Genomic DNA, 22,322 nt, shown 5'->3' on the forward strand with positions numbered 1-22,322 from the left:
CGGAGTTCCGTGACCTGTCAGTCAAGGTTTTCGACCAGCAGAATGGCCCCTTCCTGACCTATCACCCGCACCCGGGCCCCCACCGGCGCGTCGGCGCCCTTGGCGATCCACACCCCGTCGGCGACCTTGATCCGGCCGCGGCCATTGAGGATCGCCTGATGCACGACGAAGGTCTTGCCGATCAGTTCCTGGCCCCGCAGGTTCAGGTTCGGCTGGTCGCTGGGGCGGACCACGTTGCGCTGACGTCGCCACCAGTACAGCGCCGTCAGCACCGACAGCAGGCCGAACAGGAAAAACTGCACTTCCCAGGACAGGCCGGGAACCAGGAAGGTCAGGGCCCCGACGAAAGCGGCGGCCAGCCCTATCCATAGCAGGTAGCCGCCAGCACCGAACACCTCGAAGATCAGCAGCAGGGTGCCCAGGGCGAGCCAGTCCCAGAACGACAGGGTTTGCAGGTATGCCAGCATAGTGCGTGCCTCAGCCTTTCTTGCCGTCGAACGTGGCTTTGACGATTTCGCCAATGCCGCCCACGGCGCCGATCACCTGGCTGGCCTCCAGCGGCATCAGGATCACCTTGCTGTTGTTGGCCGCCGCCAGCTTGCCCAGGGCATCGATGTACTTTTGCGCCACGAAGTAGTTGATCGCCTGGACGTTGCCGCTGGCGATCGCCTCGGACACCACCTGGGTCGCCCGGGCCTCGGCCTCGGCTTGACGCTCCCGGGCTTCGGATTCGAGAAACGCCGCCTGACGCTCGCCCTCGGCTTCCAGGATCTGCGCCTGTTTCTTGCCTTCGGCCGTGAGGATGGCCGCCGCCCGCAGGCCTTCGGCTTCGAGGATCTGTGCGCGCTTGACCCGTTCGGCCTTCATCTGCCCGGACATGGCCGCCATCAGGTCGGCCGGTGGGCTGATGTCCTTGATCTCGATCCGGGTGATCTTGATGCCCCAGGGCGCGGTGGCTTCGTCGACGGTGCGCAGGAGTTTCTCGTTGATGCCGTCACGCTGGCTGAGCATCGCGTCCAGCTCCATGGAGCCGAGCACGGTACGGATATTGGTCTGCAGCAGGTTGCGGATGGCGTGCTCCAGGTTGTTGACCTCGTAGGCGGCCTGGGCCGTGTTGACCACTTGAAAGAAGCACACGGCGTCGATCTGCACCGTGGCGTTGTCGGCGGTAATGACTTCCTGGGGGGGAATGTCCAGCACGCTTTCCATGACGTTGATCTTGCGACCGATGCGGTCCATCACCGGAATGATGATGTTCAGCCCCGGCTTGAGGGTATTGGTGTAGCGGCCGAAACGCTCCACGGTCCATTGATAGCCTTGCGGCACAACCTTGAAGCCCATGAAGACCAGGGCCACCGCCAGGGCGACGAAAAGTAACAGTACGCTTCCTATCTGCATCACATTCACCTGCTCAGTCATTGCTCATGGGGACGGCGAGCACGAGTGTAGAGGGCTGCCGGTTCTGGCGTTGGGATACCTTGGCCCTTGCATCATCAGGACACACAACACCGCGCCGATCCGCTCAAAGCCGGAAGCGGGTGACCGACGTCTGCAAAGTGGCCACGGAGTTTTCCATCTGCTCCACCGTGAGGGTCAGGTCCCGCATGGCCTGGCTGTTGCGCCGCGCCACCTGACTGATCATTTCCACCCGCTGGGCCACTTCGCTGCCGGCCTTGGACTGCTCACCAATGGTGTGGGAAATCTCTTCCACCATCAGCGCCGAGCGTTGCGCGCCCTGGCGAATCTCATTGATCGATGTCCCCGCCTGCTGGGCCATGTGCACCCCGTCGTTGACCCGGCTGACCCCGGTTTGCATGCTGCTCACCGCTTGTTCGGTGGTTTCGCGGATGCGCTGGATCATGCCGGTGATCTCCCGGGTGGATTGCGCGGTGCGCGCCGCGAGGTTGCGCACTTCGTCGGCGACCACGGCAAATCCGCGTCCGGCCTCGCCGGCCCGGGCCGCCTCGATGGCGGCATTCAGGGCCAGCAGGTTGGTCTGCTCGGCAATGCCGTTGATCACCTGGATGATCGAATGGATCTCTTCCGAGGACTGTCCCAGGGCGGTGATGCTCTGGGACGAGTTGTTCACCGCTTCGGCGATGTGGCTCATGCCGTCCACCACCCCGAGGATCACCTGGCCACCGCTGCCGGCCAGGGATTCGGACTGAGCGGCAATGCTCTGGGCATTGCGCGCGTGCTCGGCGACCTGGGCAATGTTGCTGATCATCTGTTCCATGGCGGCGGCCATGTTGGTGGCGCCGTCGGCCTGCTCGGTGGCGCCGTCGGCAATGCCCAGCGAGGTGTCGCTGAGGCTGTGGGAGCGTCCTCGCAGCTCCTCGCTCTCGTGGCGGATGGTGGTGATCATCTGCCGCAGGTTGTCCTGCATTTCACCCAGGGCCTGCTGCAACTGCCCGGCTTCGTCCCGGCTGTCGATACTGATGACGGTGGTCAGGTTGCCCTGGGCGATGGCCCGGGCGGTGGCGACGGACTTTTCCAGAGGCTTGAGTACCCGAATGAGCAACTGACGGGTCAGCAGGCACAGGATCAGGGCGGCAATCAGGCTGCCGCCGATCAGCCAAGCGGCCGCCTGGCGCACGGCATGTTCACTGTCTTGGCGAGTTTGTGCCGAAATCGCTTCGATCTTGCTGCTCAGCGCCGTGTTGCGGGTTTCCACTTCGCTGAAGCGTTGGGAAAACTCCAGCATGTGCTGGCGTGCCGCCTGCGGATCCTTGAGCGCCTGTTCGGCGATGCTCTCGGCGGCATGAATGTAGTTCTCCAGGACCGGTTGCAGCTCGCTGATGGCATCGCGGATATCCGGCGCCAGGGGCAGTTTGGCGTTTTCCGCCAGCGCCTTGCGGAACCAGTCGCCGTGTTCGCGCAGGCTGCTACGCACCTCCTCGCCGGCCGCACTGTCGCCGGGCTCGCTGCTCAGCGCCTCCAGCACATCGGCGCGCAGGGCGTCGTGCATCATGTCGGCCTCCAGGTGGTTGCGCAGGGCGCTGGCATTGAGTTCATTGTCCTGCAGTGCGCCGGCCAGGCGCGATTGTCCCCACAGACCGAGGCCCGCCACCAGGGCAATGGCCAGTAGGCTGAGGACCCCGGAGGCGATCATGTTTTGCCGAATATTCATGCCTGGCTTCCTGCTCGTTTTGGCGGTAATTCAAGCGTAGTCCAGTGCCCGGGGTTCGCCGCCGGGCGAGTTCTCGGCTACCCGCCAGGGTTCTGCGGCGTGACCCGCAATACCTCCTCGAAACTGGTCAGGCCTTCGGCGAGTTTGCGTGCGGCGGCCTGGCGCAGGCTGTGCATGCCGTCCTCGGCGGCCTGGCGACGCAGATCGGCGAGGTCGAGGTCGCTTTGGATCAGGGCCCGGAGCGCGGCGCTCAAGGGCATGACTTCGTAGACCGCCGTGCGTCCGTGATAGCCGGTGCCCCGGCACTCGGCGCAGCCCACGGCCCGCATGCCATGGCGCGGTGGCGGCGATTGCCGGGGATGGATCAGGTTGTGCCAGTCATCGCTGGCGAGTTCGGCGGGGGCCTTGCAGTGTCGGCACAGGGTGCGCACCAGGCGCTGGGCCATGACCCCGACCAGGGTGGCCCTGAGCAAATAGGGCGGCACGCCCAGTTCCAGCAGGCGGCTGATGGCGGCCGGGGCGTCGTTGGTGTGCAGGGTGGACAGCACCAGGTGCCCGGTGAGCGCGGCCTGGATGGCCATTTCCGCGGTTTCCAGGTCGCGAATCTCGCCGATCATGATGATGTCCGGGTCCTGGCGCATCAGCGCCCGTACACCGCTGGAAAAACTCAGGTCGATGTTGGGCTGGACCTGCATCTGGTTGAAGGCCGGCTCGATCATCTCGATCGGATCCTCGATGGTGCACAGGTTGATTTCAGGCGTCGCCAGCTGCTTCAGGGTGGTGTAGAGGGTGCTGGTCTTGCCCGAACCGGTGGGCCCGGTGACCAGGATGATGCCGTGGGCCTGGGAGGTCATGGCCTGCCAGCGGCTCAGGTCGTCGGCGCCAAAGCCCAATTGGTCGAAGTCCTTGAGCAGCACCTGGGGATCGAAGATGCGCATGACCAGTTTCTCGCCGAAGGCCGTGGGCAGGGTCGACAGGCGCAGCTCGATTTCGCTGCCTGCGGGAGGGCGGGTCTTGATCCGGCCGTCCTGGGGCCTGCGCTTTTCTGCGACGTTCATGCGTCCCAGGCTCTTGAGGCGGCTGACCATGGCCAGGGTGACCAGGGGCGGAAACTGATAGACGTTGTGCAGCACACCGTCGATGCGAAAGCGCAGGGTGCCGTGTTCGCGACGCGGTTCGATATGAATGTCGCTGGCCCGTTGCTGGAACGCGTACTGAAACAGCCAGTCGACAATGTTGACGATGTGGGCATCGTCGGCATCCGGTGCCTGATCGTTGGCGCCCAGCTTGAGCAGCTGTTCGAAGTTGCCCGGGCCGCGGGTCTTCTGTTCATTGCTGGCGCCGCTGACCGACTTGGCCAGGCGATAGAACTCCAGGGTCAGGCGCTGGATCTCCGCCGGGCTGGCCACGACCCGTCGGATCGGGCGCTTGAGCACCTGGGCCAGATCGGCCTCCCAGCCCCTGACATAGGGCTGGGCGCTGGCCACGGTAACGCTGTGGGCATCCTCCGCCACGGCGAGGATCTTGTGCCGTTGGGCGAAGGCGAAGGACATCAAGGGGGTGATGCCGGCCACGTCGATCCGTAGCGGATCGATGCGCAGGTAGGGCTGGCCCGCCTGCCGCGCCAGCCAGGCGCTGAGGCTGTCCAGGTCCAGGTGTCGCCCTGGCTGCTGTCGGTCGGGCAACTGCTGGCTGGCGATGAGTTCAAGAGGATGCAGGTGCGGGTCGGCCCCTTGGCGCCGGGCGCTCATGGCCTGTTCGGCGGCGTCCTGGCTGATGCGCTCCTGGGCCAGCAGGTCACTCAGTAGCTCGCTGAGATCCAGCCAGCGGTCCGGGGACACCTGGGCTGCGGTCATGGGAACTCCTTGGGAGCGTGGTCCAGAGTCGGTTCTCTGGTCGTCGACTGCCAAGAATAGTCACATCGGACGGCGCCCCAGCGGGCCAAGGGTTGCAGGGTTTTACCGGGCTCAGCCGGTAGCCTGCAGGCGCGAGGTCTCGACCAATTGCAGCTCCACCGAGCTGACACTGATCAGGTTGCGCAACTTGTCGCCGATCACTCGGGCCCGGTGCCAGCTCAGGCCCGCGAGTTCCACTTCTATATGCAGCGTGTCGTCCTGCTGGATGACCGCGACCCGCTGCGGCACCAAGAGTTGCAGGGCGAAATGGTTGAGCACCCGGCACAGCACGTCGGCCTCGACATCGGCGAACAGCTGGTAGTGCACGTGGCACTGGGCATTGTCGTGGTTCCAGACATCGGCGCGGGTCGATGGGCTCGTGGCGGGGTTGTGCAGGGGCATGGCGATCTCCAGGTCAGTGGAGAAATTTTTACATTCGGTTTCGGGTTTTTCTTATCTAAGATGCACTCAATTCGCCTGCTGACGAATTGTCTGATTCGATTTTTAACGTTTTTGGGGGTTGGTTATGCAAAGCGAGCTGGATGCCTACGATCGCCGGATCCTTGCGTTGCTGCAAGACGACGCATCGCTTTCCAGTGCCCAGATTGCCGAACAGGTGGGGTTGTCCCAGTCGCCTTGCTGGCGGCGGATTCAGCGCATGAAGGATGAAGGGGTGATTCGCGGCCAGGTGACCCTGCTCGACCGCAAGAAGATTGGCCTGAACACGCAGATCTTTGCCGAGGTCAAGCTCAACGCCCATGGACGCTCCAACTTCACCGAGTTCACCGAAGCCATTCGCGGTTTTCCCGAGGTGCTGGAGTGTTATGTGCTGATGGGCGCGGTGGACTTCCTGTTGCGCATCGTGACGGCGGATATCGAAGCCTACGAGCGGTTCTTCTTCGAGAAGCTGTCCATGGTGCCGGGCATTCAGGAGGTGAACTCGATCGTCGCCCTGTCGGAGATCAAGTCCACCACCAGCCTGCCGGTATTGCGTTGAGGGTGATCGATTACAGGCGCAGCAGGGTCTTCCAGGCGCGGTTCTGGAACACCGCGATGGCTTGCTGCTTGCGCGCATCGAGGGCTTCGTCGGTGATCGGTTCGTTGGCCAGTTGGGCCAGCTTGTTCAGTTCACCGTAGAGGCGATCCAGCTCCGCAATCTCCAGCGCGGCGCGGGCGTGGTGCAGCCAGGCCTGGATGCGTTCGATCCGCGGCAGCTGCTCGGCCAGGTCCTCGGGCTGCTGCTGGTAGCGCGGCAGTTGCAGGGAGCTGGCCTCTTCGGCCAGCAGGCGTGGCAGCCAGCTGCCCAGTTGCGCCGCGCCCTGGCGGTTGCCACGGGTGTTGCGCTCGGCGGTCCAGGCCCGGGCCAGCAGCCAGCGCGAAGTGTTCAGGGAGAACAGGCCCCAGCGCACGTCCTGCAGCTCTTCCATGAACTGCTCCGGCGCGGCCTTGCGCACGTCTTCGTCATCCAGGCCGGCCTGCACCAGAGGGCGCCAGTCTTCCAGCAGGGCATCCAGGGCGCTGCGCAGTTCCGCGGTGGACTGGCGCGGCGCGGCCTGGCCCAGGCTGCTGGCCAGGGCCCGCAATTCGGCGAGGTTGTCGACCCAGTCCTGCAGCAGGCGCCAGTGGCCGTTGAAACGATATTGTTCGGCCAGGCGCTGGCTGCTGCCCAGCAGATGCCAGGCCAGGGCGGCGAAAGCGTCGTCCAGCGGGGTTTCGGCGCTCAGCTGTGGCGCCGGCAGGCTCAGGGAGTAGCTGCCGGCATCGAACAGGCGATAGCCGCGCTCGGCCTTGCTGATGTCGCAGGGCATCAACGGCAGGGTGAGGGCCAGTTCCGCGGCCAGTTCCAGCAGCGCGGCCGGCTCGCCTTCGCGCAGTTCCAGCTCCAGCTCGCAGATTTCTTCCTTGTGCTTGCCGGCGATCACCTGGCCCAGATCCAGGGCGGCCTCGATCACCACCTTGGCCTTGCCCCGGCCCCAGGCGATTTCCGCGCGCTCGCGGACAAAATCGGTGGTGAACAGCGGCTTGAGGGTCTTTTTGTCCAGCTCGGCGAGGGCTTCTGGCCAGCATTCGCCGTCGAGTTTCTTCAGGTCGAGCTTGGCTTTGGGCAGATGCCAGTCGTACTCGTTGCGTTCGGACAGGCCGGCGACGCTCTGGCCGCTGGTCTTGAGAGTCTGGATCACCGCGTCGCCGTCGCGGCGCAGGCGCAGGGCGACTTTGGCCCGGGCCAGGTCGCGCTCTGGGGTGTCGAAGTACTGGTTCATCAGCTCACGGCGTTCCCAGCCACTTTTGTTGCGTTTTTTCAGGAGCGGGTGCTCGCGCAGGGCGGCGAGGGTTTCGCGGCTGACGCGGAGTTTGATTTCGGTTTCTTTCTGCATGGCCGGAAAATCCAGGATCGGGAGTGCAGCCGGAGGAAGAGTTGGCTGCCAAGGCCGTGCAGTGTACAGGAGCGGGCGCGTGGAGGCGCCACGACGGTTCCTTCCTCTCGCCGGATGCCTCTATGATGCTGCTCATCTTGGGATTTCCGGAGCCAGCTCATGCCATTGCCGTCCTTGAAGGAGCAGTTCGCTGCACTGATCGCCGCGCCGTCGGTGAGCTGCACCCAGCCTGCGCTGGACCAGTCCAACCGAGCGGTGATCGAGTTGCTGGCCGGCTGGCTCGGCGACCTCGGGTTTAGCTGCGATATCCAGCCGGTCAGCCCCGGCAAGTTCAACCTGCTGGCCAGCTACGGCAGTGGTCCTGGTGGGCTGGTGCTGGCCGGGCACAGCGACACCGTGCCATTCGACGCCGCGCTGTGGCAGACCGATCCGCTGAAGCTGACCGAGGTCGACGGCCGCTGGGTCGGTCTGGGCAGTTGCGACATGAAGGGCTTTTTCGCCCTGATCATCGAGGCGGTGCGGCCGTTGCTGGAGCAGCCGTTCAAGCAGCCGCTGCTGATCCTGGCCACTTGCGACGAAGAGAGCTCCATGGCCGGGGCGCGGGCCCTGGCCCAAGCCGGGCGGCCCCTGGGACGCGCCGCGGTGATCGGCGAACCCACGGGGCTCAAGCCGATCCGCCTGCACAAGGGGGTCATGATGGAGCGCATCGATATTCTCGGGCGCAGCGGTCACTCCTCCGACCCGAGCCTGGGCCGCAGTGCCCTGGAAGCGATGCACGACGCCATCGGCGAGCTGCGCGGGCTTCGGCTGCTGTGGCAACGCGAATACCGCAATCCGCAGTTCAGCGTGCCGCAGCCGACCCTGAACTTCGGCTGCATCCATGGTGGCGACAACCCCAATCGCATCTGTGGCCAATGTTCCCTGGAGTTCGACCTGCGCCCGTTGCCGGGCATGGACCCGCAGATGTTGCGCGAAGCCATTCGTCAGAAGCTGGTGCCGATCGCCCAGCGCCATGAAGTGCAGATCGACTATGCACCGCTGTTTCCCGCCGTGCCGCCGTTCGAGCAGCCCGAGGATGCCGAGCTGGTGCGAGTGGCGGAGCGGCTGACCGGGCATCGCGCCGAAGCAGTGGCGTTTGGCACCGAAGCGCCTTATCTTCAGCGCCTTGGCTGCGAGACGCTGGTGCTCGGTCCGGGTGATATCGCCTGTGCCCACCAGCCTGGGGAATACCTCGAAATGTCACGCTTGCAGCCTACCGTGCATCTATTACGAGAATTGATCGAACATTACTGCCTGACACCGGCCCCGATTTAAGTAAATTGCCGGTGTTCCTGTCCGTACCCATTGAGGAGAGTAAGCGTGTTGCCAAGCCTGTTCCGACGATAACCATCAGCCCGCTGTGCGTTTTCCGTTTCGTCCTTTTATAGGCTGCTATTTATTTACAGGCTCAGGTTCATGCCCGAATACGTCAATTGGCTTCGCCACGCGTCTCCCTACATCAACGCTCACCGGGATTGCACCTTTGTGGTCATGCTCCCGGGCGACGGTGTTGAACACCCCAACTTCGGCAATATCGTTCACGACCTGGTGCTGCTGCACAGCCTGGGGGTGCGTCTGGTGCTGGTGCACGGTTCGCGCCCGCAGATCGAAGCGCGCCTGGCGGCTCGTGGCCTGACCCCGCATTACCATCACGGCCTGCGCATCACCGATGCGGCGACCCTGGAATGCGTGATCGACGCCGTCGGCCAGTTGCGCATCGCCATCGAGGCGCGCCTGTCCATGGACATGGCTTCCTCGCCAATGCAGGGCTCGCGCTTGCGGGTGGCCAGCGGCAACCTGGTGACGGCGCGTCCGATCGGCGTGCTGGAAGGCGTCGATTTCCACCACACCGGCGAAGTGCGCCGGGTCGACCGCAAGGGCATCAACCGCCTGCTGGATGAACGCTCCATCGTGCTGCTGTCGCCCCTGGGTTATTCGCCCACCGGCGAAACCTTCAACCTGGCCTGCGAGGACGTGGCGACCCGTGCCGCCATCGACCTGGGGGCCGACAAGCTGCTGCTGTTCGGTGCCGACCCTGGGCTGCTGGATGAAAACGGCAAGCTGGTGCGCGAGCTGCGTCCACAACAGGTGCCAGCCCACCTGCAGCGCCTGGGCAGCAATTACCAGGCCGAGCTTTTGGATGCCGCCGCCGAGGCTTGCCGTGGCGGGGTGGGGCGCAGCCATATCGTCAGCTATGCCGAAGATGGCGCGCTGTTGACCGAGCTGTTCACCCGCGATGGCGGCGGCACCCTGGTGGCCCAGGAGCAGTTCGAGCGGGTGCGCGAGGCGGCGATTGAAGACGTCGGCGGATTGCTGGATCTGATCAGTCCGCTGGAAGAGCAAGGCATCCTGGTGCGGCGCTCCCGCGAGGTGCTGGAGCGCGAGATCGAACAGTTCAGCGTGGTCGAGCGCGAGGGCATGATCATTGCCTGCGCGGCCTTGTACCAGATTGCCGATTCCGATGCCGGTGAACTGGCCTGTCTGGCGGTGAACCCGGAATATCGCCATGGCAAACGTGGCGATGAACTGTTGGAAAGGATCGAAGCCCGGGCCCGGGCCCAGGGCCTGAAAACCTTGTTCGTTCTCACCACCCGCACCGCGCACTGGTTCCGTGAGCGGGGCTTTGTGCCCAGCAGCGTCGAGCGCCTGCCTTCGGCCAGGGCTTCGCTGTACAACTATCAGCGCAATTCGAAGATCTTCGAGAAGGCTCTCTGAGTCTTCCACTCGTTCCGTAATCGGCAACGCCTCGGTCCCTGGATCGAGGCGTTGTGCTTTATGGACATGTCAGAAAAATTTCATTTCGATACAAAAACTGTAACAAATTGACGGGAGGATAGGCTCTTAGCCATGATTGCGTCGCTTTTTTGATCCTGTTTGACGTTTTGCGCCCAAAACGCATCGGATCATGGCCGCAAGAGTGGGAAAAATCTTTTCAGCAATAAGCTCGTGAGCGTCTACGCTGGGACGTTCAGCGTATTAGTGGCGAGCTTTATTCCTGAAAGGCATGAAAAAGAATTAAACAATTCTTTTTGGGTTTATGAGTAATTCATTACCCTGCAGGGACCAAATTACGGCGATTAGACCATGGTCGTAGACACAGATCGTTACGATTGACTTATCAGTCACGGTCTGGCGCTAATCGCGCATCTGTGGCACCCGGGCGTTCGATCCGGGGCCAGGAACCACAAGAATTAGAAACGAGAGGAGCGAAACATGAACAAGTCCACCTTGGCCCTGGCTGTGGCCGTAGGGGTTTTGGCGCAGCAGGCAGGCGCCGCCGGTTTCATCGAAGACAGCAAGGCCACCTTGGGGCTGCGTAACTTCTATATCAATACCGATAACCGTGACGGTGATACCAAAGCCGCCAAAGCCCAGAACAAGCAGGAAGAATGGGGCCAAGGCTTCATCTTCAACTTCACCTCTGGCTACACCGAAGGCACCGTAGGTTTCGGTCTGGACGCTATCGGCCTGCTGGGCGTGCGCCTGGATTCCGGTGGCGGCACCAACGGCGCAACCACCACATCTGCTGGCGGCACCATTTTCCCGACTCACTCCTCCAGCGGCAAAAACGCTCAAGCGGTGAACGACTACTCCAGCCTGGGCCTGACCGGCAAGGTCAAGGTTTCCCAGACCGAGCTGAAGATCGGCACCCTGCAGCCAAACAACCCGGTGATCAAGTACAACGACGGTCGTCTGTTGCCACAAACCTTCCAGGGTGGCCAGATCACTTCGAACGAGATCAAGGACCTGACCCTGACCGCAGGTCAGATCGAGCACGCCAAAGGGCGTAACTCGAGCAACAACGAAGGCCTGTCCATCGCCGGTGCCAACGCCAGCTCCAACTACGATGCCGGCAAGTTCAGCAACAAGTTCTACTACGCTGGTGCTGACTACAAGATCACCAAGGATCTGACCGCTTCGTACTACTACGGTGAGCTGAAAGACTTCTACTCGCAGAACTTCCTGGGCCTGGTACACAACTGGTCCATCGGTCCTGGCGTACTGAAAAGCGACCTGCGCTACTACCGCAGCCGCGACAACGGCTCCAACGGCGACACTGCTGCCTACTACACCACCGGCTACTACCCGGACAAAGGCCTGTCGGCAATCACCAAGGGTAAGGTCGACAACAACCTGTACAGCTACCTGGCCCTGTACTCGGTTGAAGGTCACACCTTCGGTGGCGGCTACCAGTACAGCAACGGTGACAGCGACTTCCCTTGGCTGAACCAGGGTGACGGCTCGTCCAACAGCACCATCACCGACATGCAGATCCAGAAGTTCGCCCGTGCCGGCGAGCGTACCTGGCAGGCTCGCTACGCCTATGACTTCGCCAAGGTTGGCGTGCCTGGCCTGACCGCCGGCATCATCTACCTGCGTGGCAACAACATCGACACCGCCGGTAAAGTCGGCGCTGCTCAGAAGCTCACCCTGGGCACCGGTGGCACCGAGTGGGAACGCGACCTGACCCTGTCCTACGTGGTGCCGCAAGGTCCGCTGAAGAACCTGGGTCTGACCTGGAAAAACGCCATGTGGCGTAACGACATTCCGGGCCAGCGCGACCAGGACGAAAACCGTCTGATCGTCAGCTACTCGATCCCGTTGAAGTAATAGCGGGTTGAAAGCCTCGCCCGGCGCAACGCCGGGCGAGGTATTGCTTCAAGTCAGGCCCACCCCCGTGAGCCCTTCCTGAATTCCCCTCTTTTTACAGCGACTCAAGGCCTTCTCGAACCTTGTTGAGAAGGGTGGTCTTCGCCTGCGCGCGCGTCCAGTGAAGAGATTTTTAATATTCTTTCCAGTTCTTAATAAATCGATATTTATTCTTTTTAAATAAACTCTGGCGCAGGCAGAGTAGCTCCATCACGCACTCACAGGAGCAGCAGCCATGAGCCTCAGACTGGGCGATATCGCCCCCGACTTCGAACAGGATTCCAGTGCCGGAAAGATTCGTTTCCACGAGTGGCTGGGCGACAGCTGGGGCGTGCTGTTTTCTCATCCGGCGGACTTCACCCCGGTGTGCACCACCGAGCTGGGCTTTACCGCCAAGCTCAAGGACGAATTCGCCCAGCGCGGGGTGAAAGCCATTGCCCTGTCGGTGGACCCGGTGGACTCCCATCACAAGTGGATCGAGGACATCAACGAAACCCAGAACACCCGGGTCAACTTCCCGATCCTGGCGGACGCTGATCGCAAGGTGTCGGACCTCTATGACCTGATCCATCCCAACGCCAGCGATACCCTGACCGTGCGTTCGCTGTTCATCATCGACCCGAACAAGAAGATTCGCCTGACCATCACCTATCCGGCCAGCACCGGGCGCAACTTCCATGAAATTCTGCGGGTGATCGATTCGCTGCAACTGACCGACAACTACAAGGTGGCCACGCCGGCCAACTGGCAGGACGGTGATGAAGTGGTGATCGTGCCGTCGCTCAAGGACGAGGACGAGATCAAGCGACGTTTTCCCAAAGGCTATCGCGCAGTGAAGCCCTACCTGCGCCTGACTCCACAACCCAATCGCTGACCCACTCACCGCTGTAGGAGCCGGCTTGCCGGCGAAGGCGGCGGTGAGGCCGATGCAAGTGTCGCGGACCCTTTCGCGGGCAAGCCCGCTCCTGCGCAGAATGCAGGAGTCACAGAACCACAAAGCAGGGGTTTTCAGGCCGTTTCGACGGCCTATTTTTTTGCCTGGAAATCATCCTTTCTTATATTCATTTAAAGAATAAACAAATGAAAAAATAAGATTTATGGATATATAAATAGGCTGTTAAGGTCTGTGCAGTCCGGCGAGATCGCATCCCGCGAATCGCTTATCTTGTTCAAGGAATCCCCCGAATGCTGGTGGTCTCTCTCGGTGGCAGTCCCAGTCAGCGATCCCGTTCCGGGGTGCTGCTGGAGTTGGCCAAGCGCTGGTTACAGCAGCACGGCGTGGAAGTGGTCAGCTACCAGGTGCGGGACTTCCCGGCCGAGGATCTGCTCCACGCCCGCTTCGACAGTCCCAAGGTCATTGACCTGCTGCAACAGATCGAACAGGCCGACGGCTTGCTGATCGCCACGCCGGTGTACAAGGCGTCTTTTTCCGGGGCCCTGAAAACCCTGCTCGACCTGCTGCCGGAGCGTGCCCTGAGCCACAAGGTGGTATTGCCCATGGCCACCGGCGGCAGCATCGCCCGCATGCTGGCGGTGGATTACGCGCTGAAGCCGGTGCTTTCGGCGCTCAAGGCCCAGGAGATGCTCCAGGGCATCTTTGCCGAGGACAGCCAGATCGCCTACGGCGAAGGCAGTGTCCAGCCGCAGCTGGCCGAGGCTCTGGAGCTGCGTTTGAAAGAGGCTCTGGAGCAGTTTCACAGCGCCATGGCCCGTCGCCCCAAGCCGCTGGACCCGCATCTGTTGAATGAACGCCTGTTGAGTGCTCGCTGGAGCATTTGAGCCACACCCCTGATTTGAACTACTGACCTTACTCGCCCGCCAACGGGCAAGCAGGTGCAGCCACAACCCCCACAGCAAAAAGGAGAGCGCCATGCGCCCTGTCATTTTGCGTCGCGGTCTGGTCGCTCTGTTTGCTGCGGCTGTGTCCTTCGGCGCCATCGTTCAAGCTCAAGCCGACACCCTGCGTATCGGTTATCAGAAGTACGGCACCCTGGTGCTGCTCAAGGCCAAGGGCACCCTGGAAAAGCGCCTGGCGCAGCAAGGCGTGGACGTGAAGTGGACCGAGTTCCCGGGTGGTCCGCAGTTGCTGGAAGGGCTGAACGTCGGTTCCATCGACTTCGGCGTGACCGGCGAAACCCCGCCGGTGTTCGCCCAGGCCGCCGGTGCCGATCTGCTCTACGTGGCCTACGAACCACCGGCGCCCCATAGCGAGGCGATCCTGGTGCCCAAGGACTCGCCGATCAAGTCGGTGCAGGACCTCAAGGGCAAGAAAGTGGTGCTGAACAAGGGCTCCAACGTTCATTACCTGCTGGTCCGCGCCCTGGAAGACGCCGGCCTCAAGTACAGCGACATCCAGACCGTGTTCCTGCCCCCGGCCGATGCCCGCGCCGCGTTCGAGCGTGGCAGCGTCGACGCCTGGGTCATCTGGGATCCATACCAGGCGGCGGCCGAGCAGCAACTGCAGGCGCGCACGCTGCGTGACGGCAGCGGCATCGTCGACAACCACCAGTTCTACCTGGCGACCAAACCCTACGCACAGCAGCACCCCGAGGTGATCAAGGCCCTGGTGGAAGAAGTGCGGGCGGTGGGCGAGTGGTCCAAGGCCAATCCGCAGGAGGTCACCGAGCAGGTGGCGCCACTGCTCGGCCTGTCCACGGATATCACCCTGACCTCGGTGAAGCGCCAGGGCTACGGCGCGGGCTTCCTGACTCCGGAGGTGATCGGGGCGCAGCAGAAAATCGCCGACAGCTTCTATCAGCTCAAGCTGATTCCCAAGCCGCTGAGCATCAAAGACGTGATCTGGACGCCCACTGCCGCCGTGGCCAAAGCGCCGTAATTCGACCCCTTAGGAGACAACTCCATGAGCCTCAACATCTTCTGGTTCCTGCCCACTCACGGCGACGGCCATTACCTTGGCACCGCCGAAGGCGCTCGCGCCGTGGATCATGCATACCTGCAGCAGATCGCCCAGGCCGCCGACCGCCTGGGGTTTGGCGGCGTGCTGATCCCCACCGGACGCTCCTGCGAGGATTCCTGGCTGGTGGCGGCCTCGCTGATTCCGGTGACCCAGCGCCTGAAGTTTCTGGTCGCCCTGCGCCCCGGGATCATTTCCCCGACGGTGGCGGCGCGTCAGGCGGCAACCCTGGATCGGCTGTCCGGCGGCCGGGCGCTGTTCAACCTGGTGACCGGGGGCGATCCCGACGAGTTGGCCGGCGATGGTCTGTTTCTCGACCATGAACAGCGTTACCAGGCCTCGGTGGAGTTCACCCGTATCTGGCGCCGGGTGCTGGAAGGCGAAACCGTGGACTATGACGGCCAGCACATCAGCGTGAAGGGCGCCAAGCTGCTCTATCCGCCGTTGCAGCAACCGCGCCCGCCGCTGTATTTCGGCGGCTCTTCGGAAGCTGCCCAGGACCTGGCCGCCGAGCAGGTGGACATGGTTCTGACCTGGGGCGAGCCGCCGGCCGCCGTGGCCGAGAAGATCCGGCAGGTGCGCGACAAGGCTGCCAAGCTCGGACGCAGCGTGCGCTTCGGCATCCGCCTGCACGTGATTGTGCGGGAAACCAACGCCGAAGCCTGGCAGGCCGCCGAACGCCTGATTTCCCATCTGGACGACGACACCATCGCCCGGGCCCAGGCATCCCTGGCATGCTTCGACTCGGTGGGCCAGCAACGCATGGCGGCTTTGCATGGCGGTCGTCGCGACAAGCTGGAAGTCAGCCCCAACCTGTGGGCCGGCGTCGGTCTGGTGCGTGGCGGGGCCGGCACCGCCCTGGTGGGCGACGGCCCGACCGTGGCGGCGCGGATGAAAGAGTATGCGGACCTGGGCATCGACACCTTCATCTTCTCCGGTTATCCACACCTGGAAGAGTCCTATCGCGTGGCCGAGCTGCTGTTCCCGCATCTGGATATCGAACGGCCCAAGCTGCCTGAAGCCGCCGGTTACGTCAGTCCGTTCGGAGAGATGGTGGCCAATGACATCATTCCCAAAGCTGCGTCCCAGAGCTGAGGTGCGGCCATGAATGGACAACGCATAGTGCAGCGTCTGGCGCCCTGGGGCCTGCCCTTGCTGCTGCTCGCGGTGTGGCAGCTGTCGGTGTCGGCGGGCTGGCTGTCGACCCGCATCCTGCCGGCCCCCAGCGCGGTGATCGAAGCCGGGATCAGTCTGGTCCGCAGCGGCGATATCTGGACTCACCTGGCCATCAGTGGCTGGCGCGCGGGGCTCGGATTTGTCATCGGCGGCGGTATCGGCCTGTCGCTGGGCTTCATCACCGGCCTGTCGAAGTGGGGCGAGCGGCTGCTGGACAGTTCGGTGCAGATGATCCGCAACGTGCCGCATCTGGCGCTGATCCCCCTGGTGATCCTGTGGTTCGGCATCGATGAGTCGGCGAAGATTTTCCTGGTGGCCCTGGGCACGCTGTTCCCGATCTACCTCAACACTTACCACGGCATCCGCAACGTCGATCCGGCGCTGGTGGAGATGGCGCGCAGTTATGGCCTGTCCGGCTTTGCCCTGTTTCGCCAGGTGATCCTGCCGGGGGCCTTGCCCTCGATCCTGGTGGGCGTGCGCTTTGCCCTGGGCTTCATGTGGCTGACCCTGATCGTCGCCGAAACCATCTCCGCCAGCTCCGGCATCGGCTATCTGGCGATGAACGCCCGGGAGTTCCTGCAGACCGATGTGGTGGTGCTGGCCATTGTCATGTATGCGGTGCTCGGCAAGCTGGCGGATCTGGCCGCGCGTGGCCTGGAGCGGGTCTGGCTGCGCTGGCATCCGGCCTACCAAGTGACCAAGGGCGGTGCCCAATGACGGCTCAACAACCTCCACGGCTGCTGCGGGGCATTCCCCTGGCCGTGCGCAAACTGCAAAAGACTTTCGGCTCGCGCCAGGTGCTGCGGGAAATCGACCTGCACATTCCCGCCGGCCAGTTCGTCGCGGTGGTGGGGCGCAGCGGTTGCGGCAAGAGCACCTTGCTGCGCCTGCTGGCCGGACTCGACCAGCCTTCGGCCGGGGAGTTGCTGGCGGGCTCCGCGCCCTTGAGCGCGGCCATCGAAGACACCCGGCTGATGTTCCAGGAAGCGCGTTTGCTGCCCTGGAAGAAAGTCATCGACAACGTCGGGCTCGGTCTGGCGGGCAACTGGCGGCCCCAGGCCCTGGAAGCCCTTGAGGCGGTGGGCCTGGCCGATCGCGCCAATGAGTGGCCGGCGGCGCTGTCCGGTGGCCAGAAGCAGCGTGTGGCGCTGGCCCGGGCCCTGATCCATCAACCGCGGCTGTTGCTGCTGGACGAACCGCTGGGGGCGCTGGATGCCCTGACCCGGATCGAGATGCAGCAGTTGATCGAACGCCTGTGGCAGCAGCACGGTTTTACCGTGTTGCTGGTGACCCATGATGTCAGCGAGGCGGTGGCGATTGCCGATCGGGTGATCCTGATCGAGGACGGCGAGGTGGGGCTGGACCTGCACGTCGAGCTGCCGCGTCCGCGGGTGCGGGGTTCCCATCGCCTGGCGGCCCTGGAAACCCAAGTCCTCAACCGTGTGCTGTCACTGCCCGGCTCGCCGCCGGAACCGGAACCCGTTTCACCCTTGCCCACGCAGTTGCGTTGGGCGCTTTAGAGCAGCGGCAAGTTTTCAGCTGCAAGCGGCAAGCCAGAGCGTCGCGCTTTTGCTTGCCGTTGAGCGCTTGAAGCTTGCAGCTCTGTTTTTCGACCCTAGGAGAAATACCATGACCATCAAAGCCATCAACGTACGCAACCAGTTCAAGGGCACCATCAAGGAAATCGTCGAAGGCGACGTGCTCTCGGAAATCGACGTGCAGACCGCGTCCGGGATTGTCACTTCGGTGATCACCACCCGTTCGGTCAAGGAACTGGAACTGTCCATCGGCAGCGAAGTGATTGCCTTTGTGAAGTCCACCGAGGTGTCGATCGCCAAGCTGTGAGCGATGCCAGAGATCAGCCCCGAAGGGTGCGAGCCCTTCGGGGCTTTTTCATGGGCGCTGTAAATACCGGTCAGATTTGATACTTTCCCTGCTTTCGGCAAGACCTGAACAGTAAACATGACAACAGAGCAGGGTCCAAACGCAGGGTATCTGGAGTTCGATCGCGACCACTGGTCGGCGTTGCGGGCCGGAGAACCCATGAACCTGTCGCCGTCCGAGATGGACTCGCTGACCAGTCCGACCCAGCCCATGGCGTCCGAAGAGGTGCGGCAGATCCTGCTGCCGCTGTCGCGCCTGCTGCATTTGCATGCGGCCCAGGTGCAGTCGCTCAAGGTGCCCCAGGCCGGCTTCAAGGCCCCTTATGTGATCGGTGTGTCCGGCAGCGTGGCGGTGGGCAAGAGCAGTTTTGCCCGGGTCCTGGCGGCGCTCCTGGCCTATTGGCCGGGCAAGCCCAATGTGCACCTGGTGACCACGGATTCGTTTCTGTTCCCCCTGGCCACCCTGCAGGAAAAAAATATCCTGCACCGCAAGGGGTTTCCCGAGTCCTACGATGAACCGCTGTTCGTGGATTTTCTCCAGGCCGTGTGCCGCCGGGGCGAGGCGGCGCGGATTCCCATCTATTCCCATGTGCGCTACGACATCCTGGCCGATGAGGCGCAGTCGGTGGAGGCGCCGGACATCATCATCCTCGAAGGCCTGAATGTGTTGCAGGGGGAGCAGGGGCAAGGCTTGAACCCCTTGGATTTCATCGACTTCTCGATCTACGTCGATGCCTCCGAGGAGGCGATCAAGGCCTGGTATCTGGAGCGCTTTGTCTACTTGAAGAACACCGCTTTCCAAGCGGCAGATTCCTATTTCAACAAGTACAAGGGGCTTTCGGATCCCGAGGCGCTGTCGGTGGCGTCCGATACCTGGGATCGGGTCAACCTGAAGAACCTTGTCGAAAACATCCTGCCGACCCGGGAACGGGCCAACCTGATCATTCACAAATCAGCGGATCACAGCATCGACAGGCTGCTGCTGCGGCAAGCTTGAGCGCTCAGAGCGGTGCTGGGCGCTTGGGCAGGTAGGGCGGCAGATAAAGGCTCAGGTAAGCATCGAACACGCGCATGCCTTCCTCGGCCATGCGCGGGGTGATCTGTCCGTGTTGCTGCACCGAACGGGCGTAGACCCGGTCGCCCAACTCCATGGCCAGGGCGAAAACATCCACATCACGGGGTAGGGTCGGCAGCTCGAAGTGCTGATTGAACAGTGTGTGCATCAGGTCCCCCAGCTCCAGGTCGTGCTGCCGGTCGGCCTGGGTGACTTCGGTCAGCCCGTGCTGGGCGAGGATCAGCTGGCGGGCCGCCGCGTCCGCGCCGTAGATGTCGAGCATGCGCTGTTCCACCAGGCGTGACAGGTCTCGCCAGCCCTGGAGTCGGTGGTGGTCGATGGGGGCTTGCAGGCAGGCGCGGAACGCCGCGTGGACATCGGCGGTCAGGGCCTCCAGCAGGGCCGGGACGCTGGCGAAGAAGTGATAGACCGACGACGGTGGAATCTGCGCGCGTTCGGCCACGCTGTAGATCGACAGGCTGGCCACGCCCTCGCTGGCCAGCAGGGTCCGGGCGGCCTCGAGTATCGAGTCGATCCGGGCCTGGCTGCGTGCACGGGGTTTGCGAAGCGGGGCGGTGCGCGTCATCGGTGTCTCCTACTGGGCAGCGGGCATTGTACGCGAGTGGGCAGTTATCCCTGTAGCGGTCGCCCGGAGCTATTGCGCATGGGAATCACGGGCATAAAAAAAACGCCGCGGGGGGTGAGCCCGGCGGCGTTCTTCAGGCAACTGGTGCTTACACGGTGTGCAGGTACCAGTTGTACTCGAGGTCGGAGATGGAGTGTTCGAACTCCTCCAGCTCGCTCTCTTTGCAGGCCACGAAGATATCGATGTATTTCGGATCGATGTACTTGGCCATCACTTCACTGTCGTCCAGCTCGCGCAGGGCATCGCGCAAGTTGTTCGGCAGGCTTTGCTCGTTCTGCTCGTAGCTGTTGCCTTCGGTCGGTGCCGGCGGCTCGATCTTGTTGGTCAGGCCGTGATGCACGCCTGCCAGGACCGAAGCCATCAGCAGGTACGGGTTGGCGTCGGCACCGGCGACCCGATGCTCGATGCGCACCGCATCAGCGGAGCCCGTTGGTACGCGAATGGCCACGGTACGGTTGTCCAGGCCCCAGCTCGGCGAGTTCGGCACATAGAACTGGGCGCCGAAACGACGGTAGGAGTTGACGTTCGGGCAGAGGAAGGCCATCTGCGCCGGTAGGGTCTCGAGCACACCGCCGATCGCGTGACGCAGTGCGGCGTTCTGCTCGGGATCCTCGCTGGCAAAGATGTTCTTGCCATCTTTGTCCAGAACCGAAATGTGGACGTGCAGACCGTTGCCCGCCTGGCCCGGGTAAGGCTTGGCCATGAAGGTGGTGTCCATCTCATGGTCGTAGGCGATGTTCTTGATCAGGCGCTTGAGCAGTACCGCGTAGTCGCAAGCCTTGATCGGATCGGCCACGTGGTGCAGGTTGACTTCGAATTGTGCCGGGGCACTTTCCTTGACGATGGCGTCGGCCGGGATGCCTTGCTCTTTGGCACCTTCCAGAATGTCCTGGAGGCAGTCGACGTATTCGTCGAGATCGTCGATCAGGTAGACCTGGGTGGAATGCGGACGTTTGCCGGAGATCGGCGAACGTGGCGGTTGTGGACGGCCGTTCACATTCTCCTGGTCGATCAGGTAGAACTCCAGTTCGAAGGCCGCGCAGATGGTCAGTCCCAGTTCGTCGAACTTGGTCACGACCTGACGCAGCACTTCCCGTGGATCGGCGAAGAACGGATCGCCTTCCAGCTCGTGCATGGTCATCAGCAACTGCGCGGTCGGGCGCTTCTGCCAGGGTTCATTGCACAGGGTATCGGGGATCGGATAGCAGATTCGGTCAGCATCGCCGATGTCCAGGCCCAGGCCGGTGCTTTCCACCGTAGAGCCATTGATATCCAGGGCAAAGAGGGAGGCCGGCAGGTTGATGCCTTTCTCGTAAACCTTGTGGAGGCTGGTGCGTTCGATGCGCTTGCCGCGCACCACACCATTCATATCCGCAATCAGAAGGTCAACGTACAGAACCTCAGGATGTTCCTTAAGGAACGCGTTCGCTTCGTTAAGCTGAACGGCACGCGGGGGTACCGACATGATGCAACACCTTTGTTGTTAAAAATATCAATCATTGATCTTTTCTGGTTTCAGTCAACCCGAACGGCATGCCGAAGTCAAGTAAGGCTCTTTACGCCCTAATAAAGGGCTGCCAAGGCTCTTTTGGGGCAAAACAGGGCGTTTTTTGGGACTCGACTGCCTCGGGTGGCGCAGGCTTGAGCGGGCCGTGTTGTATTTTTTACGGGGGTGTTGTGTAAAAAAATGAACAAGGCTAAGCTCGAATCAAACCCATAACAGCAATAATACCGGGGTGTTTCATGTCTCGCCTGCCGTTAATCGGCATCACCGCCTGCTCCAGGCAGATCGGTCTGCATGCCTATCACATCAGTGGCGACGAGTATGTCCAGGCAATAGCCAGCGCAGCCCAAGGCGTGCCGGTGATTCTTCCGTCCCTGGCGCAGCTGCTTTCCCCGTCCGATATTCTGGACGGTCTGGACGGCATTCTCTTTACCGGCTCCCCCTCCAATATCGAACCTTTCCATTATCAGGGACCTGCCAGCGCGCCGGGCACTGCTCATGATTCTGCACGGGATGCCGCGACCCTGCCGCTGCTGGATGCCGCCGTCGTTGCGGGCGTTCCCGTGCTGGGCATCTGCCGCGGGTTTCAGGAAATGAACGTCGCCCTGGGCGGCAGCCTCCACCAGAACGTGCATGAAGTGCAGCCATTCATGGACCACCGCCATGATGAAGAGGCCGGCCAGCCCCTGGATGCCTGGTATGCACCGGCCCATGACGTGCACGTCCAGCCCGGCGGTGTCCTGGCGGGCCTGGGCTTGCCGCAGACGATCCAGGTCAACTCGATTCATGCTCAGGGCGTTGAGCGTCTGGCGCCGGGGCTGCGGGTTGAGGCACTGGCTCCCGACGGTCTGGTCGAGGCTGTTTCGGTCGAGGCCAGCAAGGCTTTTGCTTTGGGGGTGCAATGGCACCCCGAATGGCAGGTAAGCTGCAACCCTCACTACCTGGCCATTTTCCAGGCTTTTGGTGATGCCTGCCGCCGGCGGGCAAAACAACGCGACGCCGAAGCGTCACACAACGCCTGACTTAATAGAGAGTCAGGAAACTCAGCCTAGAGGC

The 22,322-nt window shown here is 62.6% G+C and carries 21 protein-coding genes; 13 read left to right on the top strand and 8 right to left on the bottom strand.

Annotated elements, in window-relative coordinates; translation table 11 throughout:
• Positions 1–17: 17 nt before the first annotated feature.
• The 5 genes from GGI48_RS16505 to GGI48_RS16525 all read right to left on the bottom strand — a co-directional run bounded on the left by GGI48_RS16505 (position 18) and on the right by GGI48_RS16525 (position 5,427).
• Positions 18–467 carry an NfeD family protein gene (locus tag GGI48_RS16505; protein ID WP_016966056.1) on the bottom strand — a complete coding sequence of 150 codons (450 nt, stop codon included), beginning with the start codon at positions 465–467 and terminating at the stop codon, positions 18–20.
• Positions 468–477: 10 nt separating this feature from the next.
• Positions 478–1,398 (bottom strand): SPFH domain-containing protein, encoded by a 921-nt coding sequence (locus GGI48_RS16510; RefSeq protein WP_047306628.1) that lies wholly within the window; start codon positions 1,396–1,398, stop codon positions 478–480.
• A gap of 124 nt (positions 1,399–1,522) precedes the next feature.
• Positions 1,523–3,130, bottom strand: a complete 1,608-nt coding sequence (locus tag GGI48_RS16515) for a methyl-accepting chemotaxis protein (protein ID WP_179599170.1) — start codon at positions 3,128–3,130, stop codon at positions 1,523–1,525.
• A gap of 77 nt (positions 3,131–3,207) precedes the next feature.
• Entirely contained in the window at positions 3,208–4,986 is a 1,779-nt protein-coding gene (locus GGI48_RS16520) for a GspE/PulE family protein (RefSeq protein WP_179599172.1), read from the bottom strand.
• Positions 4,987–5,097: 111 nt separating this feature from the next.
• Positions 5,098–5,427, bottom strand: coding sequence for a hypothetical protein (locus GGI48_RS16525; protein ID WP_179599174.1), 330 nt, complete (start codon positions 5,425–5,427; stop codon positions 5,098–5,100).
• Positions 5,428–5,551: 124 nt separating this feature from the next.
• Here GGI48_RS16525 and GGI48_RS16530 point away from each other — a divergent pair, with 124 nt between their 5' ends.
• Positions 5,552–6,022, top strand: coding sequence for an Lrp/AsnC family transcriptional regulator (locus tag GGI48_RS16530; protein ID WP_016967645.1), 471 nt, complete (start codon positions 5,552–5,554; stop codon positions 6,020–6,022).
• Between the two features lie 10 nt (positions 6,023–6,032).
• Here the strand turns inward: GGI48_RS16530 and GGI48_RS16535 are convergent, their stop codons facing one another.
• Positions 6,033–7,400, bottom strand: coding sequence for an inorganic triphosphatase (locus tag GGI48_RS16535; protein ID WP_016967644.1), 1,368 nt, complete (start codon positions 7,398–7,400; stop codon positions 6,033–6,035).
• A gap of 159 nt (positions 7,401–7,559) precedes the next feature.
• Here GGI48_RS16535 and argE point away from each other — a divergent pair, with 159 nt between their 5' ends.
• The 11 genes from argE (at position 7,560) to coaA (ending at position 19,059) form a co-directional block, all read left to right on the top strand.
• Positions 7,560–8,714 carry an acetylornithine deacetylase gene (gene argE, locus GGI48_RS16540; RefSeq protein ID WP_179599176.1) on the top strand — a complete coding sequence of 385 codons (1,155 nt, stop codon included), beginning with the start codon at positions 7,560–7,562 and terminating at the stop codon, positions 8,712–8,714.
• 141 nt (positions 8,715–8,855) lie between these two features.
• A complete protein-coding gene (argA, locus tag GGI48_RS16545) occupies positions 8,856–10,154 on the top strand; it encodes an amino-acid N-acetyltransferase (RefSeq protein WP_016967643.1) in 1,299 nt (432 codons plus the stop codon).
• 498 nt (positions 10,155–10,652) lie between these two features.
• On the top strand, positions 10,653–12,050 hold the full coding sequence (locus GGI48_RS16550) for an OprD family porin (protein WP_092308556.1): 1,398 nt from the start codon (positions 10,653–10,655) through the stop codon (positions 12,048–12,050).
• Between the two features lie 274 nt (positions 12,051–12,324).
• On the top strand, positions 12,325–12,963 hold the full coding sequence (locus tag GGI48_RS16555) for a peroxiredoxin (protein WP_016967641.1): 639 nt from the start codon (positions 12,325–12,327) through the stop codon (positions 12,961–12,963).
• Between the two features lie 311 nt (positions 12,964–13,274).
• The gene (ssuE, locus tag GGI48_RS16560) at positions 13,275–13,868 is read left to right on the top strand and encodes an NADPH-dependent FMN reductase (protein WP_179599178.1); all 594 of its coding nucleotides are present in this window, start codon (positions 13,275–13,277) and stop codon (positions 13,866–13,868) included.
• Between the two features lie 91 nt (positions 13,869–13,959).
• Entirely contained in the window at positions 13,960–14,925 is a 966-nt protein-coding gene (locus GGI48_RS16565) for a sulfonate ABC transporter substrate-binding protein (protein WP_016967639.1), read from the top strand.
• A 24-nt stretch (positions 14,926–14,949) separates the two neighbouring features.
• The gene (gene ssuD / locus GGI48_RS16570; RefSeq protein ID WP_179599180.1) at positions 14,950–16,098 is read left to right on the top strand and encodes an FMNH2-dependent alkanesulfonate monooxygenase; all 1,149 of its coding nucleotides are present in this window, start codon (positions 14,950–14,952) and stop codon (positions 16,096–16,098) included.
• A 9-nt stretch (positions 16,099–16,107) separates the two neighbouring features.
• The gene (ssuC, locus tag GGI48_RS16575; RefSeq protein WP_179599182.1) at positions 16,108–16,896 is read left to right on the top strand and encodes an aliphatic sulfonate ABC transporter permease SsuC; all 789 of its coding nucleotides are present in this window, start codon (positions 16,108–16,110) and stop codon (positions 16,894–16,896) included.
• Positions 16,893–17,699, top strand: coding sequence for an aliphatic sulfonates ABC transporter ATP-binding protein (ssuB, locus tag GGI48_RS16580; RefSeq protein ID WP_016967636.1), 807 nt, complete (start codon positions 16,893–16,895; stop codon positions 17,697–17,699). The genes ssuC and ssuB overlap by 4 nt, the downstream gene beginning before the upstream one ends.
• A 109-nt stretch (positions 17,700–17,808) precedes the next feature.
• The gene (locus GGI48_RS16585; protein ID WP_011064106.1) at positions 17,809–18,024 is read left to right on the top strand and encodes a molybdopterin-binding protein; all 216 of its coding nucleotides are present in this window, start codon (positions 17,809–17,811) and stop codon (positions 18,022–18,024) included.
• Positions 18,025–18,222: 198 nt separating this feature from the next.
• Entirely contained in the window at positions 18,223–19,059 is an 837-nt protein-coding gene (gene coaA / locus GGI48_RS16590) for a type I pantothenate kinase (RefSeq protein WP_235437047.1), read from the top strand.
• Positions 19,060–19,063: 4 nt separating this feature from the next.
• Here coaA and GGI48_RS16595 read toward each other — a convergent pair whose 3' ends face one another.
• Positions 19,064–19,702, bottom strand: coding sequence for a TetR/AcrR family transcriptional regulator (locus GGI48_RS16595; protein ID WP_016967634.1), 639 nt, complete (start codon positions 19,700–19,702; stop codon positions 19,064–19,066).
• Positions 19,703–19,850: 148 nt separating this feature from the next.
• Positions 19,851–21,227, bottom strand: coding sequence for a glutamine synthetase family protein (locus GGI48_RS16600; RefSeq protein ID WP_047306546.1), 1,377 nt, complete (start codon positions 21,225–21,227; stop codon positions 19,851–19,853).
• Positions 21,228–21,505: 278 nt separating this feature from the next.
• Here GGI48_RS16600 and GGI48_RS16605 point away from each other — a divergent pair, with 278 nt between their 5' ends.
• The gene (locus GGI48_RS16605) at positions 21,506–22,288 is read left to right on the top strand and encodes a gamma-glutamyl-gamma-aminobutyrate hydrolase family protein (RefSeq protein ID WP_179599184.1); all 783 of its coding nucleotides are present in this window, start codon (positions 21,506–21,508) and stop codon (positions 22,286–22,288) included.
• Positions 22,289–22,322 lie beyond the last annotated feature (34 nt).

Origin of the sequence: Pseudomonas protegens (assembly GCF_013407925.2) — a bacterium.
Lineage (GTDB): Bacteria > Pseudomonadota > Gammaproteobacteria > Pseudomonadales > Pseudomonadaceae > Aquipseudomonas > Aquipseudomonas fluorescens_AP.

Bases quoted from the DNA above. Each gene is read 5' to 3' on its own strand.
- GGI48_RS16505 (WP_016966056.1), bottom strand. From the start codon at position 467: ATGCTGGCATACCTGCAAACCCTGTCGTTCTGGGACTGGCTCGCCCTG.
- GGI48_RS16510 (WP_047306628.1), bottom strand. From the start codon at position 1,398: ATGCAGATAGGAAGCGTACTGTTACTTTTCGTCGCCCTGGCGGTGGCC.
- GGI48_RS16515 (WP_179599170.1), bottom strand. From the start codon at position 3,130: ATGAATATTCGGCAAAACATGATCGCCTCCGGGGTCCTCAGCCTACTG.
- GGI48_RS16520 (WP_179599172.1), bottom strand. From the start codon at position 4,986: ATGACCGCAGCCCAGGTGTCCCCGGACCGCTGGCTGGATCTCAGCGAG.
- GGI48_RS16525 (WP_179599174.1), bottom strand. From the start codon at position 5,427: ATGCCCCTGCACAACCCCGCCACGAGCCCATCGACCCGCGCCGATGTC.
- GGI48_RS16530 (WP_016967645.1), top strand. From the start codon at position 5,552: ATGCAAAGCGAGCTGGATGCCTACGATCGCCGGATCCTTGCGTTGCTG.
- GGI48_RS16535 (WP_016967644.1), bottom strand. From the start codon at position 7,400: ATGCAGAAAGAAACCGAAATCAAACTCCGCGTCAGCCGCGAAACCCTC.
- argE (WP_179599176.1), top strand. From the start codon at position 7,560: ATGCCATTGCCGTCCTTGAAGGAGCAGTTCGCTGCACTGATCGCCGCG.
- argA (WP_016967643.1), top strand. From the start codon at position 8,856: ATGCCCGAATACGTCAATTGGCTTCGCCACGCGTCTCCCTACATCAAC.
- GGI48_RS16550 (WP_092308556.1), top strand. From the start codon at position 10,653: ATGAACAAGTCCACCTTGGCCCTGGCTGTGGCCGTAGGGGTTTTGGCG.
- GGI48_RS16555 (WP_016967641.1), top strand. From the start codon at position 12,325: ATGAGCCTCAGACTGGGCGATATCGCCCCCGACTTCGAACAGGATTCC.
- ssuE (WP_179599178.1), top strand. From the start codon at position 13,275: ATGCTGGTGGTCTCTCTCGGTGGCAGTCCCAGTCAGCGATCCCGTTCC.
- GGI48_RS16565 (WP_016967639.1), top strand. From the start codon at position 13,960: ATGCGCCCTGTCATTTTGCGTCGCGGTCTGGTCGCTCTGTTTGCTGCG.
- ssuD (WP_179599180.1), top strand. From the start codon at position 14,950: ATGAGCCTCAACATCTTCTGGTTCCTGCCCACTCACGGCGACGGCCAT.
- ssuC (WP_179599182.1), top strand. From the start codon at position 16,108: ATGAATGGACAACGCATAGTGCAGCGTCTGGCGCCCTGGGGCCTGCCC.
- ssuB (WP_016967636.1), top strand. From the start codon at position 16,893: ATGACGGCTCAACAACCTCCACGGCTGCTGCGGGGCATTCCCCTGGCC.
- GGI48_RS16585 (WP_011064106.1), top strand. From the start codon at position 17,809: ATGACCATCAAAGCCATCAACGTACGCAACCAGTTCAAGGGCACCATC.
- coaA (WP_235437047.1), top strand. From the start codon at position 18,223: ATGAACCTGTCGCCGTCCGAGATGGACTCGCTGACCAGTCCGACCCAG.
- GGI48_RS16595 (WP_016967634.1), bottom strand. From the start codon at position 19,702: ATGACGCGCACCGCCCCGCTTCGCAAACCCCGTGCACGCAGCCAGGCC.
- GGI48_RS16600 (WP_047306546.1), bottom strand. From the start codon at position 21,227: ATGTCGGTACCCCCGCGTGCCGTTCAGCTTAACGAAGCGAACGCGTTC.
- GGI48_RS16605 (WP_179599184.1), top strand. From the start codon at position 21,506: ATGTCTCGCCTGCCGTTAATCGGCATCACCGCCTGCTCCAGGCAGATC.